This window comes from Streptomyces muensis (assembly GCF_021474425.1).
GTDB classification, from domain to species: Bacteria; Actinomycetota; Actinomycetes; order Streptomycetales; family Streptomycetaceae; genus Streptomyces; species Streptomyces muensis.
In genome coordinates this window covers 27,952-45,394 of sequence record NZ_JAKEIP010000024.1, presented here as the reverse complement: position 1 = coordinate 45,394, position 17,443 = coordinate 27,952, and the positions used below count along the sequence as shown (strand labels likewise).

The following is a 17,443-nucleotide window of genomic DNA, read 5'->3' as shown; positions in this document are numbered from 1 at the left end:
AATCAGGGTGAGTCCCATCCCACCCGGGAGGTCCCCATGGCCCTACGGTCCGCCGGCTCCGGCAAGGTGTCACGGGGGTCCGTGCACCACCCGCTGTTCGCCCGGTTCTACGCCCGGATCAGCGTCAACGCGGAAACGCGGATGGGCATGGCCGGCATCCGCGACCGGCTGCTGTCCGGGCTGTCCGGCCGGGTGATCGAGATCGGCGCCGGCAACGGCCTGAACTTCACCCACTACCCGAGCGCCGTGTCGGAGGTCGTGGCCATCGAACCGGAGCCCCTGCTACGGAAGTTGGCGGTGGAGTCCGCGCTGCGCGCCGAGGTTCCGGTGGACGTCGTACCGGGCGCGGCGGAGGCGCTGCCGGTCAAGAGCGAGGCCTTCGACGCGGTGGTGCTCTCGCTGGTGCTGTGCAGTGTGCGGGACGTGCCGCGGGCGCTCGGTGAGGTACGGCGGGTACTGCGGCCCGGCGGCGTGGTGCGGTTCTTCGAGCACGGCCGGGGCGGCGGACGCGCGATGCTCCTCACCCAGCGCGCGCTGGACCGGACGGTGTGGCCGCTGTTGAGCGGCGGCTGCCATGTCTCCCGCGATCCGGTCGCGGCGCTGCGCGAGGCGGGCTTCGAACTCGGCCCGTGTCGGCAGGTGATGATGCCGGAGAACGGGCCGGTGCTCCCCTCGTCGTACTGCGTGCTGGGCACGGCGTGGCGACCGACGGAGGAGAAGCCCGGCTGATCGCGGAATCCGTATCGCGGACTCTGTCTCACGCACTCCGTCTCACGCACTCCGTCGGACTCCGTGTCACAGACTCCACTGGCGCAGTTCGCGCGCGATGTCCTCGACCGAGGCCTCGCCGCTCTTGACCAGGCGTGCCAGATCGCGCACCTGCTCGGGCGAGGTGACGACCTTGAGGCCGCTGGCGACCAGGTAGGCGTAGGCCACGGCGGAGGCGAACAGCGCGTTGGAGCGCTCCAGGGCCGGGACGTGGATGAGGAGTTGGAGCAGGGCCGCGGCGCGGGCCTGCGGGCTGTCGTAGACGGGGGTGTCGAATATCTCCGCCTGGTGGCGGGCGACGGCGGCGACGAGGGCTCCCCAGTCGGTGACCTGGGGGTCCCCCGGGGTCCTCTTCTCGGCGAGCATCAGCAGCCAGGCGAGGTCGATGTTCAGATTGCTCAACGGTTCAGCGACGACCTTCGTGCTCCGCGCCGAACTCCTCGGCGAAGACGGACTCGTACTGCTTCATGAAGTCGGCGGCGGCGTCCACGAACGTGTGCCCGACCTCTCCGGTGTCCTTTCTGACCAGCTCCTCGATGTAGCGGTTGACGCTCATGCCGCGGGCCAGGGCACGTTCGCGTGCCGCGCGGGCCGTGCCCTCGTCCACTCTCACGTTCAGCTGGGTCTTCGCCATACCTCAAAGCTAGCGCTCGGGTGCTAGCAGCGGCAAGGAGTCACCCGGAGGTAGGAGCGTGCCCCTTACATCGATATCAGGGGCCCGACCTGGGGCGGAGACCGACCGGGACCTCGGACGGATACCGGGTGTGTGGTGGATCACATTACGCTCGGCGGTGACGTGAGTCGTTCCGTCCCTGAGGAGGCGGTCTTGTCCACAGCAGCTGCCCGGTACGCCCCGGGCCCCGCGTCGGCCGACGGGATCGCGGCCCGCGCCCGTGGCCTGACCAAGGCGTACGGCTCGGGCGAGACGACGGTGCTCGCCCTCGACTCGGTGGACGTGGACATCGCGCGTGGCCGCTTCACCGCGGTCATGGGGCCGTCGGGTTCCGGGAAGTCCACGCTGATGCACTGTCTGGCGGGCCTCGACAACGTCTCGGCCGGGCAGGTGTGGCTCGGCGGCACCGAGATCACCGGGTTGAAGGATCGCGAGCTGACCCGGCTGCGCCGGGACCGGATCGGGTTCATGTTCCAGTCGTTCAACCTCATCCCGACCCTGAACGCGGCCGAGAACATCACCCTGCCCATGGACATCGCGGGCAAGAAGCCGGACGAGAAGTGGCTGGACCAGGTCATCGACACGCTCGGGCTGCGCGACCGGCTGAGGCACCGGCCGTCCCAGCTGTCCGGCGGTCAGCAGCAGCGTGTCGCCTGCGCCCGCGCGCTCGCCTCCCGGCCTGAGCTGATCTTCGCGGACGAACCCACCGGCAACCTGGACTCACGGGCCGGCCTCGAAGTGCTCGGGTTCCTGCGGGAGGCCGTCGACCAGCTGGGGCAGACCGTCGTCATGGTCACCCATGACCCGGGCGCCGCCGCCCACTCCGACCTGGTGCTGTTCCTGGGCGACGGGCGGATCGTGGACGAGATGGAGCGGCCGACCGCGGAGGCCGTGCTGGAGCGGATGAAGCGGTTCGATGTGATCCGCAGCCAGTTCGACGACGGCGGCCCCGCGCCAGGAGCGATACCGGCCGACGGTCCCTCGTCGGCGGCGCCCGAGTCGCCCGCTTCCGAGGAGAGCTGACCTTGTGCTGAAGGCGACGCTCCGCAGCTTCCTCGCCCACAAAGGGCGGCTGCTGCTCTCCGCCCTGGCGGTGATCCTGTCGGTCGCGTTCGTCGCGGGCAGCCTGATCTTCTCGGACACCGTCGGCCGCACCTTCGACCGGCTGTTCGCCTCGACCGCCGCCGACGTCACCGTCACCCCCAAGGAGACCCTGGACGAGGCGATCCCCTCCGGACAGACGCTGACCCTGCCGGCCTCGCTCGCCGATCGGCTGGCCCAGGTCGCGGGGGTCGCCGCGGCACGCGCGGAAGTCGATGTCGAGGGCCTCACCGTCGCCGACGAGGACCGCGAGTCGGTGGGCCCGACCACGGGCGCCCCCACGATCGGCACCGCCTGGAACCCGACCGAGCGCAGCCCCGTGGAGCTCACCTCCGGGCACGCCCCCAAGGGCGACGCGCAGGTGCTGATCGACGCGGACACGGCCGACAGCAAGGACGTGGAGATCGGCGACCGGCTCACGGTCATCGGGCAGGAGGGCTCCTTCCCGGTCGAGGTCGTCGGCATCGTCACCTTCACCACCACCAACCCCGGTGCCGCGCTGGTCTTCTTCGACACCGAGGCGGCGCAGGCGAAGCTGCTGGGCGCCCCGGAGGCGGCCACGTCGATCTCGCTGGACGCCGCCGAGGGCGTCAGCGACGCGGAGCTCAAGCGGCGCGTGGCCGACGCGCTCGCCGTCGACCCCGACTCCGACACCGTCACCCCCAACGACGCCTACGAGCTGCGCACCGCCGACGAGCAGGCCGAGTCGGACGTCGAGCAGCTCGGCGGATTCCTCGACATCATCAAATACGTGATGCTCGGCTTCGCCGGGATCGCCGTGCTCGTCGGCGTCTTCCTGATCGTCAACACCTTCTCCATGCTGATCGCCCAGCGCACCCGTGAACTCGGCCTGTTGCGGGCGCTCGGCGCGGACCGGCGTCAGGTGCGGCGCTCGGTGCTCACCGAGGCGCTGCTGCTCGGCCTGGTCGGCTCGACGCTGGGCCTCGCGGCCGGTATCGGGCTGGCCGTGGGACTCATCGAGCTGATGGGTCTGATGGGCATGAACATCAGGGCGGCCGAGATGGTCATCGGCTGGGGGACCCCGGTGACCGCGTACGTCGTCGGCCTGGGCGTCACCTTCGTCGCGGCATACCTCCCGGCCCGGCGTGCGGCGGGCGTCTCGCCGATGGCGGCCCTGTCGGACGCCGAGATCGCCGACATCGGACGGCCGCTGCGGCTGCGGGCGGTCGTCGGCTCGGTGGTCGGGGCGGCGGGTGCGGCGGCACTCGTGGGCTGTGCCGTGGCGACGAAGACGTCGACGGCGGCGTCCCTGCTGGGTCTCGGCGTCATCCTGACCCTGATCGCGACCGTGATCGCGGGACCCTTGCTCGTACGGCCCGTGATCCGGGTCCTCGGCGGCGCGTTCCCCGCGCTGTTCGGCTCGGTCGGCCGGATGAGCCAGCGCAACGCCCTGCGCAATCCGCGCCGTACCGGGGCCACGGCCGCCGCGCTGATGGTGGGCCTGGCGCTGGTCGGCGGGATGTCGGTGGCCAGTGCCTCGATGACCAAGTCGTTCGACGAGCAGATCGACAAGACGCTGGGTGCCGACTTCGTCGTGCAGAACAGCAACTTCGTGCCCTTCCCGCAGGAGATCACCGACCGGATCCGCGACACCGAGGGCGTCGGCCTGGTCGTACGCTCGCAGTTCACGACGATCGCGGTGCGCCTCCCGGACGGCGACCGCGTGAAGACGACCGCGGCGGCCTACGAACCCGAGCTCGACGAGGTCGCCAACATCACGTACGCGCAGGGCGACAGCGCGGCCGCACTCGCGGACGGACGCCTCGCCATGGACAAGGACTTCGCCGAGGACCACGGCGTACGTCTGGGCAGCACCGTCCCCGTCGAGTTCCAGGGCGACCGGCGGGCCGAGCTGACGGTGGGCGCTCTCACCGACCAGGAGTCCGCCGACGGGTTCGGCAGCCAGGGCGGGATCTTCCTCGGCCTCGGCACGCTGGAGAAGTACGCGCCGGGCGGCCAGGACGCGGCCGTGTACGTCAACGCCGCCTCCGGCACGGGCGCCGACGATCTGCGGGCCGGGCTGGAGAAGACGCTCGACCCGTATCCGCAGGTGCAGGTCCGGGACATCGCCGACTACAAGGAGCTGGTGCACAACCAGATCGCCGTGCTGCTCTACCTGGTGTACGCCCTGCTCGGCCTCGCGATCATCATCGCGGTGCTCGGCGTGGTCAACACCCTCGCCCTGTCGGTCGTCGAGCGCACCCGGGAGATCGGGCTGCTCAGGGCCATCGGGCTGGCCCGGCGGCAGCTGCGGCGGATGATCCGGCTGGAGTCGGTGGTGATCGCCGTGTTCGGGGCGGTGCTGGGGCTCGCGCTCGGTCTGGTGTGGGGTGTGTGCACCCAGCAGGTACTGGCGTTGCAGGGCATGACGGCGCTGGCGATCCCCTGGGGCACGATCGTGGCCGTGGTGATCGGCTCGGCCGTGGTGGGCGTCGTGGCGGCGCTGCTGCCCGCGTTGCGTGCCTCACGCATGAATGTGCTGGCGGCCATCGCGCACGAGTGATGGAATCGGCGACAGCCGCTCAAGTCCCTTGAAGGTGAGGAGAGTTCGTGTCGCGTCCGGTGAGCCCGCGCCCGTTCCGCTTCGGCGTCAACCTGATGACCTCCGCCCCCGCCGAGGAGTGGCGGGCCAAGTGTCGGCGGGCCGAGGAACTCGGCTACGACGTGATCCTGGTCCCCGACCATCTCGGCATGCCGGCCCCGTTCCCGGCCCTGGTCGCGGCGGCCGAGGCGACACAGCGGCCACGACTGGGCACGTTCGTGCTCAACGCCGGTTTCTGGAACCCCGCGTTGCTCGCCCGCGAGGTCGCCACCACCGACGCCCTCACGGGCGGCCGACTGGAACTGGGCCTCGGCACCGGTTATGTGAAGGCCGAGCACGACACTGCGGGTCTGCCGTGGCTCTCCCCGGGTGAGCGGGTGGACCATCTGCGCCGCACGATCGAGGAGCTGTACCGGCTGCTCGCCTCCGAAGAACACCAGCCGCAGCCCGTGCAGAAGCCCCGGGTGCCGCTGCTCGTCGGTGGCAACGGCGACCGCGTCCTGCGTCTGACCGCCGAGCACGCCGACATCGCCGCCTTCACCGGCGCGCGTTCGGTACGGGGTGACTCGACGGGAAAGCTGGAGGTCATGCTCGGCGGGGAACTGCAGGAGCGGGTGGGGCTGTATCTCGACCTTGCTGCGGCGGCGGGCCGCGAGGAGCCGGAGTCGGCGGAGCTGAACCTGCTGATCCAGTTCGTGCTCGACACCGACGACCGCGAGGCCGCCGTACAGCCTCTGATGGAACGGGTCCCGTACCTCACTCCGGACCAGGTCCTGGAGCTGCCCATCGGTCTCATCGGCACCGTGGAGGAGATGACCGCGCAGGTGCTGGCGCAGCGCGAGCGATACGGGTTCACCTATCTGACCGTCCTCGAACCGAGCATGGAGGCGTTCGCGCCGGTGATGGCGCGGCTGCGCGGCAAGTAGCCGTCCGGATGCTGGAATTCCGCGTCCCGTCCGGTCCCCCGTGATGTGATCACGCCATGACTGATCTGCGGATACGGGCCGCTTCGGCCGATGACCTGGACACCGTGCTGGCCTTCTGGAAGACGGCCGCCGAGGGCACGAGCATCAGTGACGACCGGGACGGAGTGGAGCGGCTGGTCGCCCGCGACCCCGGGGCGCTGATCCTGGCGGAGCTGGACGGGGAGCTGGTCGGCACGGTGATCGCGGGCTTCGACGGCTGGCGCTGCCATCTGTACCGGCTCGCGGTGCATCCGGAGCACCGGCGGCGCGGCATCGGCTCGGCGCTGCTCGCCGCCGCCGAGGAGAGGTTCGTACGGCTCGGCGGGCGCCGTGGCGACGCGATGGTTCTCCAGCGCAACGAGACCGCGCACCATGCCTGGCGCGCGGCCGGGTACGCGCCCGAGGACAAGTGGCGCCGGTGGGTGAAGCATCTGACCGACTGAGCCGAGCACGACAGCCGGGACGAGGCACTTTGCCCACCCTTTACTATTGGGGAACCACTTCGGTCCTCCCATGAAAGGTGTGAGCGTCCGCCCATGGACGAGCCTCCCAGTACCCGACATCGCGCGATCCTCCCCACCCTGTCCGACCATGGGACGGAGGTGACCCGATGACCGAAGTGATCCTCCTGCTGGTGGCGATCCTGCTGTCGCTCGCCTGCGGTGCCTTCGTCGCGGCCGAGTTCTCGCTGACCACGGTCGAGCGCAGCGAGCTGGAACGAGCCGTCGAGCGCGGCGAGCGGGGCGCCGCCGGCGCCCTGAAGGCCGTACGGAACCTGACCTTCCAGCTCTCCGGAGCGCAGCTCGGCATCACGGTCACCAACCTGGTCGTCGGCATGCTCTCCGAACCGTCCATCGCCAAGCTGATCGCGGGACCGCTGGAGTCGCTCGGCGTCTCCAGCTCGGCCTCCGGCTCGATCGCGCTCGTGATCGGTACGGCGCTGTCGACGATCGTGCTGATGGTCGTCGGCGAGCTGGTGCCGAAGAACTGGGCGATCTCCTCGCCCCTGGCCGTGGCGAAGACGGTCGGCAACGCCCAGCGCTGGTTCAGCGCGATCTTCCGACCCTTCATCACCCACCTCAACAACACGGCGAACCGCGTGGTGCGCCGCTTCGGGGTGGAGCCCACCGAGGAGCTGGCCGCCGCGCGCGGCCCCCAGGAGCTGGCGGCCCTCGCCCGGCACTCGGCCCGCGAGGGCGCCCTGGAGGCGGACACCGCCGAGCTCTTCGTACGGACCCTGAACCTGGCCGACCTGACCGCGGAGAACGTCATGACCCCGCGCGTCCAGGTCATCGCCCTGGAGGCGCAGGCGACCTGCGAGGACGTGGCGAACGTGACGCGGGCGACCGGGCTGTCCCGGTTCCCCGTGTACCGCGGCAGCCTCGACTCGGTCGTGGGCACCGCGCACATCAAGGACATCCTGGCGGTGCCCGCCGAACGCCGGCCCCGCGTCTGTGTCGCCGAGCTGATGCGCGAGCCGCTGCTCGTCCCCGAGACACTCACCGTCGACCGGCTCCTGGACCGGCTGTCCGGCAAGCGCACCATGGCCGTGGTCATCGACGAGTACGGCGGTACGGCGGGTGTGGCGACGCTGGAGGACATCGTCGAGGAGGTCGTCGGCGAGGTGCGGGACGAGCACGACCCGCACGAGACGCCCGACCTCGCCCACGCGGGCAGTGACGCGGAGGGCCGCGAGCTGTACTCGGCGGACGGATCGGCTCGGGTGGACCAGCTGGCCCGGGTGGGCCTGAGGGCGCCGGAGGGGCCGTACGAGACCCTGGCCGGTCTCGTCGCGACGGAGCTCGGCCGCATACCGGCGGTCGGTGACCGCGTCGAGGTGGCCGGCTGGCGGCTCGACGTGGTGGACGCCACGGGCCGCCGGGCCGCCCGAGTGCTGCTGCACGCGCCGTTCGACGACGCGACGCGGGACGACACACAAGACAAGCACGACAAGCACGAGAAGTACGAGGGGCACGAGAAGGAGGGCGGGCGATGACCGCCGTACAGCTGTTCATCGGCTTTCTGACGCTGGTCGTCAACGCCTTCTTCGTCGGCGCCGAGTTCGCGCTGATCTCGGTGCGCCGCTCGCAGATCGAGCCGTACGCCGACCGGGGCGACCGGCGCGCCAAGAGCGTGCTGTGGGGTCTGCAGCACGTGTCCGCCCTGATGGCGGCCGCGCAGCTGGGCATCACGCTGTGCACGCTGGTCCTCGGTGTGGTCGCGGAGCCCGCGATCGAGCATCTGCTGGAGCCGGTGTTCCACGCGGTGGGCGTGCCGGAGGGCGCCGGGCACGTGGTGTCCTTCGTGATCGCGCTGACCCTGGCCACCTATCTGCACATGCTGCTCGGCGAGATGGTGCCGAAGAACATCGCGCTGGCCGAGCCGGTGCGCAGCGCGCTGGTGCTCGGTCCGCCGCTGGTCACTCTCTCCCGGGCGCTGCGGCCCGTCATCTTCACGATCAACGCCTTCGCCAACACGCTGCTGAAGCTCATGCGCGTGGAGACCAAGGACGAGGTCACGGCGACTTTCTCGGACGCCGAGCTGGCCCGGCTGGTACGTGACTCCGGCGAGGCCGGCCTCATCGACGAGCGCGCACGCGAGCGGCTGCACGACGCCCTGGAGCTGGGCCGCCGCCCGGTGCGCGACGTGGTCCTCCCGCTGGAACGCGTCGTCTACGCGCGCGTGGGCGTCACGCCGGAGGAGCTGGAGGCGCTGTCGGCCGAGTCGGGCTTCTCGCGCTTCCCGGTCGTCGACGAGGGCCGGCGGATCGTCGGCTACCTGCATGTGAAGGACGCGCTCGACGCCCCCGCGCGGGACGTGCCCTTCCAGGTGCGGGACATGCGGCCCATCGCGCGCGTACGGGAGAGCACCCCGCTCGACGACGTCCTCACGGCCATGCGCGGCAGCCGCACCCACCTGGCGGCCGCACTGGGCGGCGACGGCCGGCTGGCGGGGCTCGTGACCATGGAGGACGTGCTGCGGGAGCTGTTCGGGCAGCGGACCTGAGGACCGACCGACCAATGGGTATGGTCCTCGGGCTACCATTTCTGTCGCCATGCAGACGAATCCCACACACAGCAGCCTGGTCGCCCTCGGCGACTCCTTCACCGAGGGCATGTCGGACCTGCTCCCGGACGGTTCCTACCGGGGGTGGGCCGACCTCCTCGCCGGGCGGATGGCCGCCCGTACACCCGGCTTCCGGTACGCCAACCTGGCGGTGCGCGGGAAACTGATCGGACAGATCGTCGAGGAGCAGGTCGACGTGGCGGCCGCGATGGGCGCCGACGTGATCACTCTGGTCGGCGGGCTCAACGACACGCTGCGGCCCAAGTGCGACATGGGACGGGTACGCGGCCTCCTGGAGGAGGCGGTGGAGAAGCTCGCCCCGTCGTGCCGACAGCTGGTGCTGATGCGCAGCCCGGGGCGGCAGGGGCCGGTCCTCGAGCGGTTCCGGCCGCGTATGGAGGAGCTGTTCGCCTGCGTCGACGAGCTGGCCGAGCGGCACGGCGCGATCGTCGTCGACCTCTACGGGGCGCCGTCGCTCGGCGACCCCCGGGTGTGGGACGTGGACCGGCTGCATCTGACGGCCGAGGGGCACCGCCGGGTCGCGGAGGCGGTGTGGCAGACGCTCGGCTACGACCCCGAGGACACCGAGTGGCGTACGCCGATGCCGGCCACGCTGCCGCCCGGGTGGGTCGCACGGCGGGTCGCGGACGCCCGGTTCGCCCGGCAGCACCTGCTGCCGTGGATCGGGCGGCGGCTGACCGGTCGGTCCTCCGGCGACGGCCGGACGGGTGCCCAGTTCAGCGCCGAGCTGGGCAAGGCCTTCTGGGTCACCCCTGGCGACCACACGAATCCCGGCCCGGTGACGGACTGGCGACGGGTGGGGCCCTGACGCGACCTCCTGCTCGGCCACGGAGGTGGCGTCGAAGCCACGGAGGTGGCGGTGCGGTGGCGGTGGCGGTGACGTCGAAGCGCTTCGAAAATCAGCGCTCAATACCTGGCCGTAGAGGCTCAGTTGTGCCACATGTATGCCTTGTCGCCGGTCGGCTTTGCTGTTAGCTTCAACGATCGTTGGAATCGAAGCGTTTCGACAGAGCAGTCAATCCGCGCCCCCTTTCTTCACTCCGTGCACGCCACACGCAAGGGAGTGCTGTCCTGGCCGGAGCCCGGGAAGCGACCCCAGGACTGGACCAGCCAGGACCGGGCCGCACGGAGAGAGGACCACGTGACCATCCCTGCCGACGGGCTCCGCTTATTGCGCACTCTCGGCTGCGCCAAGCGTTCCCACAGCTGGCTCCTGGCCGTGCTGATGGGGCTGAGCAGACTGCTCCCAGCCGCGACAGCCGTCATTCTGGCGGCACTGATACGGCGCTTCGAGACAGCGGGTGCGACGCTGCCACCACTGGCCGCGGCCCTGGCCCCGCTGGTGGCGTTTGTCGCGGTCCTCCTGCTCGGGCACGTCATGGACACCGTGCTGGAGCCACTGGGCTTCCTGGTCCAGACCACCATCGACGGCGTGCACAGGGCGTCGATCACCGAGCTGGTGTCGTCCACACCGACGATCGACAAGTTGGAGACACCGCAGGCGCGCACCCTGATCCGCGCGGCCAAGGCGGACCCGGAGAACTGGACCGAGCACACTCCGGGTGAGGGCGCCGTGGCCGTCCTGCGCATCCTCGCGGGCCTCCTCGGCGTCGCCGGATCCTGTGTGGTCCTCGCGGGGTACGCCTGGTGGCTCGTCCCTGTGGTGCTCGTGCCCGCTTTGGCCAATTGGGCGCTGCGGCAGAGACAGGCGCTGCGGTATGTCCGGACGTGGCGTTCCGGCACGGTGGAGGGCGCGAAGGCGCAGATGTGGCAGGACTCGGCGATCTCCCCGGCCGAAGGCAAGGACATCCGTGTCTTCGGGCTGGGTGACTGGTCGGTCGAGCAGATTCAGCGGCACAGCCTGGCCATGGAGAAACCCATCTGGGCGGCGATCGGGCGGATGCTGCGCGCCGAGTGGAGCCAGCTGCTGCTCGTCGGCATCCCGCTGTGCGCGGTGTACGCCCTGGTGGCGCACAGCGCGGTGCGGGGCGAGACGACCATCGCGGTGGAAACGGCGGTACTCGTCACCGGATGGACGGTGTTCCAGGCGCTCGGCTGGAGCGAGGACCTCAGGAGCGCGGTGGCTTCCGCCGAGTGCCTGCGCGCCGCGCGGGAGCTGCGCGAGCTGCTCGCCCCGGAGGAAGCGGCGGTGGCCGGCATCGAAGGCCGACGGGTGCCGGAACCCGAGGACCGCGAGCGTCCACCGCTCATCCGGTTCGAACAGGTCTCCTTCGCCTATCCGAAGACAGAACGCCAGGTTCTGGACCGTCTGGATCTGGAGATCCGGCCGGGCGAACTGCTGGCCGTCGTCGGACTCAACGGAGCGGGCAAGTCGACCCTGATCAAGCTGCTCTGCGGGCTCTACAAACCGACAGGCGGGGCCATCACCGCGGACGGACGGAACATCGCCACGCTCGCCCCGGACGCCTGGCGCCGCCGGATCGCGGTGGCCTTCCAGGACTTCGTGCGATACCCCCTGTCCCTGCACGGCAACGTCGTCATCGGCAGGGCGGGCGGGCCCGCGGAACGGGCGGACGCCGAGGCCGCCTCCCGCGAAGCGGGGCTGGAAGCGGTGCTGGAGGGTCTGCCGTCCGGCTGGGAGACCCCGCTGACCCGCGGCGCGCAGGGGGGCGTCGACCTTTCGGGCGGGCAGTGGCAGCAAGTCGTCCTGGCCCGCGTCCTCTACGCGGTGCGCCGGGGAGCGAGCGTTCTGGTTCTTGACGAACCCACCGCCCACCTCGACGTACGGACGGAGTTCGACGTCTTCGCAAGGCTCAGCGAGCGCAGGTCGGGTGCGAGCGTCGTCCTGATCTCGCACCGGCTGTCCACCGTGCGCCAGGCCGACCGGATCGTCCTGCTGGAGGACGGCCGTATCACGGAGACGGGCACGCACGACGAGCTCATGGCGGCCGACGGCCGGTACGCGAACATGTTCACGATCCAGGCCGCGCGGTTCAAGCGCGGCTTCGAGGACCGGCTGGAGGAGGACCAGTACCTATGACCGAGCGGGCCATCGAGCAACCGATCCGGCGTCGGCGGTACTTCTCCCTCTGGTACGAACTGCTACGGCTGTCCTGGCGCCGTTCGCCGTGGCTGACGTCCCTTCAGTTCGTCATTCCCGCCCTGATGGTGGCCTCCGTCGCGGGCAACGCCCTGGCCCTGCGCGGCGCGGTGGACGCGACGCTTCGCGGAGAGGTCTGGCCCGCCGTGGCCTGCGCGGCCGGGGCGGGACTCGGCGGCACCATGTTGATCGTGCTGGGGGCGCTCGACGGCAACACCGCCGGCATCCTCATCGGCAAGGTCGCGATCCTCGATGTGAATCCCGGTCTCTACCGCGACATCGCGACCCTCGAAGGCCTGGAGCACCTGGAGCGCACGGACTACCTCGACCGGCTGACCGTCATACGCAATTCCGCGTGGGAACTCGTGCTCAGCCTGTGGACGGCGGTCGGTGTCCTCTTCGTCGTCATCGAACTGGTCGTCACCCTCTTCCTGCTGGGCACGATCAACCCCTGGCTGCTGTTGCTGCTCGTGTGCGCGGCGCTGCCGCTCTGGTTCGACCAGAAGGGCAGCAACGCCATCATCCGGGCCGAAACCGCCACGGCCGAACCCTTCCGTCTCCAGCGCCGGCTCTTCGACCTCGGTACGGACGGAGCCGCGGGCAAGGAGATCCGCGTGTCGGGGGCGGGAACCGAGCTGGCCCGCAGACAGGCCGCCGCGTGGGACACCGCCATGGCCGGCCGCTATCGGGCGCGAGTTGTCGCGGCGGCCTGGAAGCTCGGCGGCTGGACCGTCTTCACGCTCGGCTTCGGCGCCGGGCTGGCTCTGATCGTCGTTCAGGTGGTGCGTGGGCACAGCTCGGCCGGAGACATCGTGCTGGCGATCACCGTGGCGACCAGTCTGCGCCAGTCGGTGTTCACGGGTGTGAACTACACGGCGAACGTCGCCCGGGCAGGACGGCTCATCGAGCCCTACCTGTGGATGCGCGACTACACCGCCTCAGCACGGTCCGAGGCGGCCGGGACGGAGTCTTCACCCGAGGTCCTGCGCGAGGGAATCACCTTCGAGAACGTCACCTACCGGTATCCCGGCGCTCGACGCCCCGCCCTGGACGACGTCAGTGTCCATCTGCCGGCGGGCTCGGTGGTCGCGCTGGTCGGCGAGTACGGGTCGGGCAAGACGACACTGGTCAAGCTCCTCTGCAAGTTCTACAGGCCCAGCGGTGGCCGAGTTCTCGTCGACGGTGTGGACCTCTCCACCCTGGACACAGAGGGCTGGCGTGCGCGGTCGAGTGCGGCGTTCCAGGACTTCGGCCGGTTCCGTACGAACTTCGGGCAGAGCGTCGGCCTGGGTGACCTGCCGCACGCCCAGGATGCCCAGAGCGTCGGCCGGGCCGTGGCGGCAGCCGACGCCGAGCAGCTGGTCGGGGCGCTTCCCGACGGACTGGAGACACAGCTCAGCCGGGACTTCGGGGGCGTCGATCTGTCCGAGGGACAGTGGCAGAAGGTCGCTCTCGCCCGGGCGTCGATGCGCCCCGGTCCCCTGCTGTTGATGCTGGACGAACCCACGGCGTCTCTCGACGCCCCGAGCGAGCAGCAGATCTTTGAGCGCTACATCGCCCGTGCCCGGGAGGTTGCCGAGCGGACCGGCGCCATCACGGTGATCGTCACTCACCGGTTCTCGACCGCCACCGGGGCGGACCTCATCCTCACCCTCGACAAGGGCCGACTGATCGAGGCGGGCACCCACGACGAACTGGTCAGCATTCCGGGAAGCCGATACGCCGATCTCTACGGCATCCAGGCGGACGCCTACTCCGCATGACCGGCCGGCACGGCGATGAGGCAGGGGCCCAAAGGCTGCAGGCGGGGCGTCGAGTCGCTCAACGGCGGAGGTGGCGCCGGCCCTTCGAGGCCGGCGCCCACAGGCCGTACCTACCGCTCATCGGCCGGCCAGGCCTTCCTCGCCTTCGTGGTCCAGCTCGCCCAACGGGCGCTCATTGTTGGCGACCATGGCGCTGAGCAGGTTTCGGTAGTACCCCGGAAGGCTCTCGACCAGGTCGGCATCGACGACATCGGCTGCGGCGTCGAACTCACACCGGAGCCCGTCCGCACTCTCCACGATGTTCAGTGCCAGGAGATTTCCGGTGTGTGTGATCGGCAACGAGTCGGCTTCCGAGACCGTCAGTCCGTCCATGGGGGGTACCACGACCTGGCGGTAGAACGACATCGCCGTTGTGAACAACTTGCTTCGCAAGCCCGCCCCCGGCGGCGCGAATTCCGAGATCAGATCCGCGAAGGGGTAGTCCTGGCGTTCGAGCGCGGTGACCAGTTGCATCAATACGTCACCCACGTAGTCCGCGACCGACGTGTCGGCAGGTCGGCGAAGGACCAACGGCAGCAGATTCGAGCAATATCCGACGGTCCGGTCCAGTTCCTGCGGGCGCCGGGCGGACGCGACCGGTACCAGAATGTCGTCCTGCCCCGTCAGCCGCTGCAGCAAGGCCCCCCAGGCCGCCACCAGATAGGCGAAGACCGTGACCCCCTCATTGCGGGCGGCATCGCGCATCTGCCCGCAGAACTCGGAGTCGAGGAGAACATGGTGGCGTACCCCGCGGTAGGGGAATTGGCCCGGCTGCCCCGATGACGGCAATTCCGCCGCCGGAACATCCTTCAGGAGAGAACGCCAGAAGTCACGGTGCTTGGCGGCGGTGGGGCCGGCGGTGACTCGCTCGTGCCAGGTGACATAGTCCCGGAACTGCACCGCCGGGGGCAGTTCGGCACTCGTGCCGCGGCACCTGGCGTTGTACAGCGCGACGAGGTCGTCGAGCAGGACGCTGTAGGACCAGCCGTCCACCGCCGCGTGATGCACCGTCACCAGCAGCAGGTGCCGTTGCGGACTGACCTCCACCACAGCGGCGCGGAACACCTCCCCGTCGACCGGGTCCAGCGGTCGTTCGGCCCAGGTCCGCAGGAAGCGGCCGAGGTCGTCCTCGTCGCCACAGGTGTACTCGGTCAGGACGTCGCTCAGAGGCATCTCCCGTACGGGATGGACGACAAGGGTGTCCCCGTCGTCCGAAGCGAACGTGGTCCTCAGGGTCTCGTGGCGGGCGACCAGGTCCTGCACGGCGCCGCGCAGGGCGACGCGGTCGAGTGAGCCGTCCAGCCAGAACCCGACTGACATCTCGAAGGCGGGCACGCCGCCCTGGTCGAGGGCCCGTAGCTGCCGCTGCGCGAGGGTGCTGCGAGGCGCTGCCTCACGGGGCAGCGGGCCTGATGGTTCAGTGCGGCTGCTGCCGAGCATGCCGTGGTCCCTCAATTCTTCGACCGATTCACGCACCGCGGTGCGGATATGGTCAAGATCGGCCTGCTCATGCGCGGTGGAGAGGAAGAAGTTGCGCAACTCCCAGACGAACACACCACGGTCGAGCAGATTGAAATAGAACGGATCCATGTTCGCCTGGTGCTCGAACTTGAAGATCGAGGAGAACCTGTGGGCTTCGATCGGCACTTCGAGCTCATGGAAGTCGGCGTTCAGCTGGTCCGTGAACATCGCGGTCTTACGGTCCAGGTTCCGTTGCAGATCAGGTCCCTCCGCACGGAGGTGGTCGAGGATCGCCTTGGCCGTCGCCATGGTGAGGGGATGCTGGTTGAACGTGCCGCCGAAGAAGGTGGATTCCACCCTCGGGCCGGTGTCGTCACCGAAATTCCAGACGCCGCCGTCGATCGAGTCCATGACACCGCCGCGCCCGGCGATCACGCCGATCGGCATGCCGCCTCCCACGATCTTGCCGTAGGTGGCCAGGTCCGCCTCGATGCCGTACAGCCCCTGCACGCCTGCCGGATGACAACGGAAACCTGTCACCATCTCGTCGAAGATGAGCTTTGTGCCATGGGCCCTTGTGACCTCCCGGAGCGCGCGCAGGAAATCGGGCTTCTGCACACCAGGAGTGCGCAGGGTCACCGGCTCGGTCAGAACTGCCGCGAGGTCCGGACCGTGCTTGTTGATGAAGTCGAGTGCGTCGTCCGTGCCGAACTCGAGTACGTACACGTTCTCCACCGCATGCGGGGAGATACCGGGTGCGAGCGGGCGGGTGCCGAACACGCCGTTCTCATGGGTGGGCACAGCAAGCACACTGTCGAAGTGACCGTGGTATGCGGTGGAAAAGACCACTATCTTGTCGCGGCCGGTCGCTGCCCGGGCAAGCCGAACCGCGGTCATGACCGCTTCTGTGCCGCTGTTGAGGAAGGCGACACGCTCCATGCCGGTGAGTTCGAGTACCCCGGCGGCGACTTCCTCGACCAGTTGAGTGCGCGGCCCGAGGCTGAATCCGACGTCCAGCCGCTCGCGAACAGCCGACATGACAGCCTGCGGATTATGACCGAGGAGGTGGACACCGTATCCCAGGGTGAGATCGACGTACTCGTTTCCATCGATGTCCCACAGCCGTGAACCCTGCCCGCGTTCGGCGACGATCGGGTACAGCATCTCCTTGATCGAGGGGCGAAAGCCGACAGTGGACCGGCTGTCCGCGACCATCGTCCGGAACCGTTGGGCAAATTCCTTCGAGCCCTTGGTCCGGGCACTGAGTCGGTCACCGAGTTTCTTGAGATAGCGGACGCGCTCTGCCGTCTCCACGGGGCTGATCGCGTCGCGCCGGGCGCCCGGCGCGAGTGGCACCACCGTTCTCGCCCCATCCGGCCGCGCCGGGGAGAGCGCTACAGGGACCGGTTCGCCGCCCGCCAGCAGCTGAAGCTGACTCTGCATGACCTTGAGCTGTTCCTTGATCAGGTCCTGCACGGCCGTGGAGGCGCCTGGCGACAGGGCGCCGTCCAGCGGCTGCGGCAGGACCGGGGCCGGCGCCGAGGTGGCTACGGCATCGGGGGCGGAGGCTGTCGTGGTGGAGGCAGTGGTGGAGGGCGATATGTCCTCTCCTCGCGGCAGTTTCTCCGTCGATGCGTGCGCGCGAAGATATGCAGCCAGCTCAGGCAGAGTCTGGACGTCGGTGAAGAGTTGCCGCAGCGGCACTTTGCAGCCGTAGCGGTCCTCCAGACGCTGCGCCATGCCGAGCAGCGACATCGAGTCCCCGAGGTCCGCGAACGCGACGTCGGGATACAGCCGTTCGGGCTCAACGTCGAAGTAGTCACCGACGATTGCGGCAATCTCCTGGAGCAGGGGCTCCACCCCGGTCCCCTCAGAACCGGACGTGCGGATTGTCCCCGCGTCCGGCTCGAGCGGACCGCTCGGGCTGCTGTGGACGGTCATGCGTTCTTGGCCCTTTCGTGA

The 17,443-nt window shown here is 69.6% G+C and carries 13 protein-coding genes; 10 read left to right on the top strand and 3 right to left on the bottom strand.

The window, feature by feature from the left end; all coding sequences use genetic code 11:
* The first annotated feature begins 36 nt into the window (after nt 1-36).
* Nucleotides 37-729: a class I SAM-dependent methyltransferase gene (locus L0P92_RS09645; RefSeq protein ID WP_234762111.1), complete on the top strand. Its 693-nt coding sequence runs from the start codon at nt 37-39 to the stop codon at nt 727-729.
* A gap of 66 nt (nt 730-795) precedes the next feature.
* Here L0P92_RS09645 and L0P92_RS09640 read toward each other — a convergent pair whose 3' ends face one another.
* On the bottom strand, nt 796-1,170 hold the full coding sequence (locus tag L0P92_RS09640) for a fic family toxin-antitoxin system, toxin component (RefSeq protein ID WP_234762110.1): 375 nt from the start codon (nt 1,168-1,170) through the stop codon (nt 796-798).
* 4 nt (nt 1,171-1,174) lie between these two features.
* Nucleotides 1,175-1,402, bottom strand: a complete 228-nt coding sequence (locus L0P92_RS09635) for a hypothetical protein (protein ID WP_030053911.1) — start codon at nt 1,400-1,402, stop codon at nt 1,175-1,177.
* A 192-nt stretch (nt 1,403-1,594) separates the two neighbouring features.
* Here L0P92_RS09635 and L0P92_RS09630 point away from each other — a divergent pair, with 192 nt between their 5' ends.
* The 9 genes from L0P92_RS09630 to L0P92_RS09590 all read left to right on the top strand — a co-directional run bounded on the left by L0P92_RS09630 (nt 1,595) and on the right by L0P92_RS09590 (nt 13,981).
* Entirely contained in the window at nt 1,595-2,464 is an 870-nt protein-coding gene (locus L0P92_RS09630; protein WP_234762109.1) for an ABC transporter ATP-binding protein, read from the top strand.
* Nucleotides 2,465-2,468: 4 nt separating this feature from the next.
* Entirely contained in the window at nt 2,469-5,066 is a 2,598-nt protein-coding gene (locus L0P92_RS09625) for an ABC transporter permease (RefSeq protein WP_234762108.1), read from the top strand.
* A gap of 47 nt (nt 5,067-5,113) precedes the next feature.
* Nucleotides 5,114-6,031, top strand: coding sequence for an LLM class F420-dependent oxidoreductase (locus L0P92_RS09620; protein ID WP_308289674.1), 918 nt, complete (start codon nt 5,114-5,116; stop codon nt 6,029-6,031).
* 56 nt (nt 6,032-6,087) lie between these two features.
* Entirely contained in the window at nt 6,088-6,513 is a 426-nt protein-coding gene (locus tag L0P92_RS09615; protein ID WP_234762107.1) for a GNAT family N-acetyltransferase, read from the top strand.
* A 167-nt stretch (nt 6,514-6,680) separates the two neighbouring features.
* A complete protein-coding gene (locus tag L0P92_RS09610; protein WP_234762106.1) occupies nt 6,681-8,066 on the top strand; it encodes a hemolysin family protein in 1,386 nt (461 codons plus the stop codon).
* A complete protein-coding gene (locus L0P92_RS09605; RefSeq protein ID WP_234762105.1) occupies nt 8,063-9,076 on the top strand; it encodes a hemolysin family protein in 1,014 nt (337 codons plus the stop codon). The genes L0P92_RS09610 and L0P92_RS09605 overlap by 4 nt, the downstream gene beginning before the upstream one ends.
* 49 nt (nt 9,077-9,125) lie before the next feature.
* Nucleotides 9,126-9,965, top strand: coding sequence for an SGNH/GDSL hydrolase family protein (locus tag L0P92_RS09600; RefSeq protein WP_234762104.1), 840 nt, complete (start codon nt 9,126-9,128; stop codon nt 9,963-9,965).
* A gap of 333 nt (nt 9,966-10,298) precedes the next feature.
* Nucleotides 10,299-12,158 (top strand): ABC transporter ATP-binding protein, encoded by a 1,860-nt coding sequence (locus L0P92_RS45440; protein ID WP_234762103.1) that lies wholly within the window; start codon nt 10,299-10,301, stop codon nt 12,156-12,158.
* A complete protein-coding gene (locus L0P92_RS09590) occupies nt 12,155-13,981 on the top strand; it encodes an ATP-binding cassette domain-containing protein (protein WP_234762102.1) in 1,827 nt (608 codons plus the stop codon). The genes L0P92_RS45440 and L0P92_RS09590 overlap by 4 nt, the downstream gene beginning before the upstream one ends.
* Before the next feature lie 117 nt (nt 13,982-14,098).
* On the opposite strand, the gene L0P92_RS09585 is transcribed toward L0P92_RS09590, so the two are convergent.
* Nucleotides 14,099-17,422 (bottom strand): aminotransferase class III-fold pyridoxal phosphate-dependent enzyme, encoded by a 3,324-nt coding sequence (locus tag L0P92_RS09585; RefSeq protein ID WP_234762101.1) that lies wholly within the window; start codon nt 17,420-17,422, stop codon nt 14,099-14,101.
* Nucleotides 17,423-17,443 lie beyond the last annotated feature (21 nt).

Bases quoted from the DNA above. Each gene is read 5' to 3' on its own strand.
- L0P92_RS09590 (WP_234762102.1), top strand. From the start codon at position 12,155: ATGACCGAGCGGGCCATCGAGCAACCGATCCGGCGTCGGCGGTACTTC.
- L0P92_RS09610 (WP_234762106.1), top strand. From the start codon at position 6,681: ATGACCGAAGTGATCCTCCTGCTGGTGGCGATCCTGCTGTCGCTCGCC.
- L0P92_RS09600 (WP_234762104.1), top strand. From the start codon at position 9,126: ATGCAGACGAATCCCACACACAGCAGCCTGGTCGCCCTCGGCGACTCC.
- L0P92_RS09605 (WP_234762105.1), top strand. From the start codon at position 8,063: ATGACCGCCGTACAGCTGTTCATCGGCTTTCTGACGCTGGTCGTCAAC.
- L0P92_RS09585 (WP_234762101.1), bottom strand. From the start codon at position 17,422: ATGACCGTCCACAGCAGCCCGAGCGGTCCGCTCGAGCCGGACGCGGGG.
- L0P92_RS09615 (WP_234762107.1), top strand. From the start codon at position 6,088: ATGACTGATCTGCGGATACGGGCCGCTTCGGCCGATGACCTGGACACC.
- L0P92_RS09635 (WP_030053911.1), bottom strand. From the start codon at position 1,402: ATGGCGAAGACCCAGCTGAACGTGAGAGTGGACGAGGGCACGGCCCGC.
- L0P92_RS09645 (WP_234762111.1), top strand. From the start codon at position 37: ATGGCCCTACGGTCCGCCGGCTCCGGCAAGGTGTCACGGGGGTCCGTG.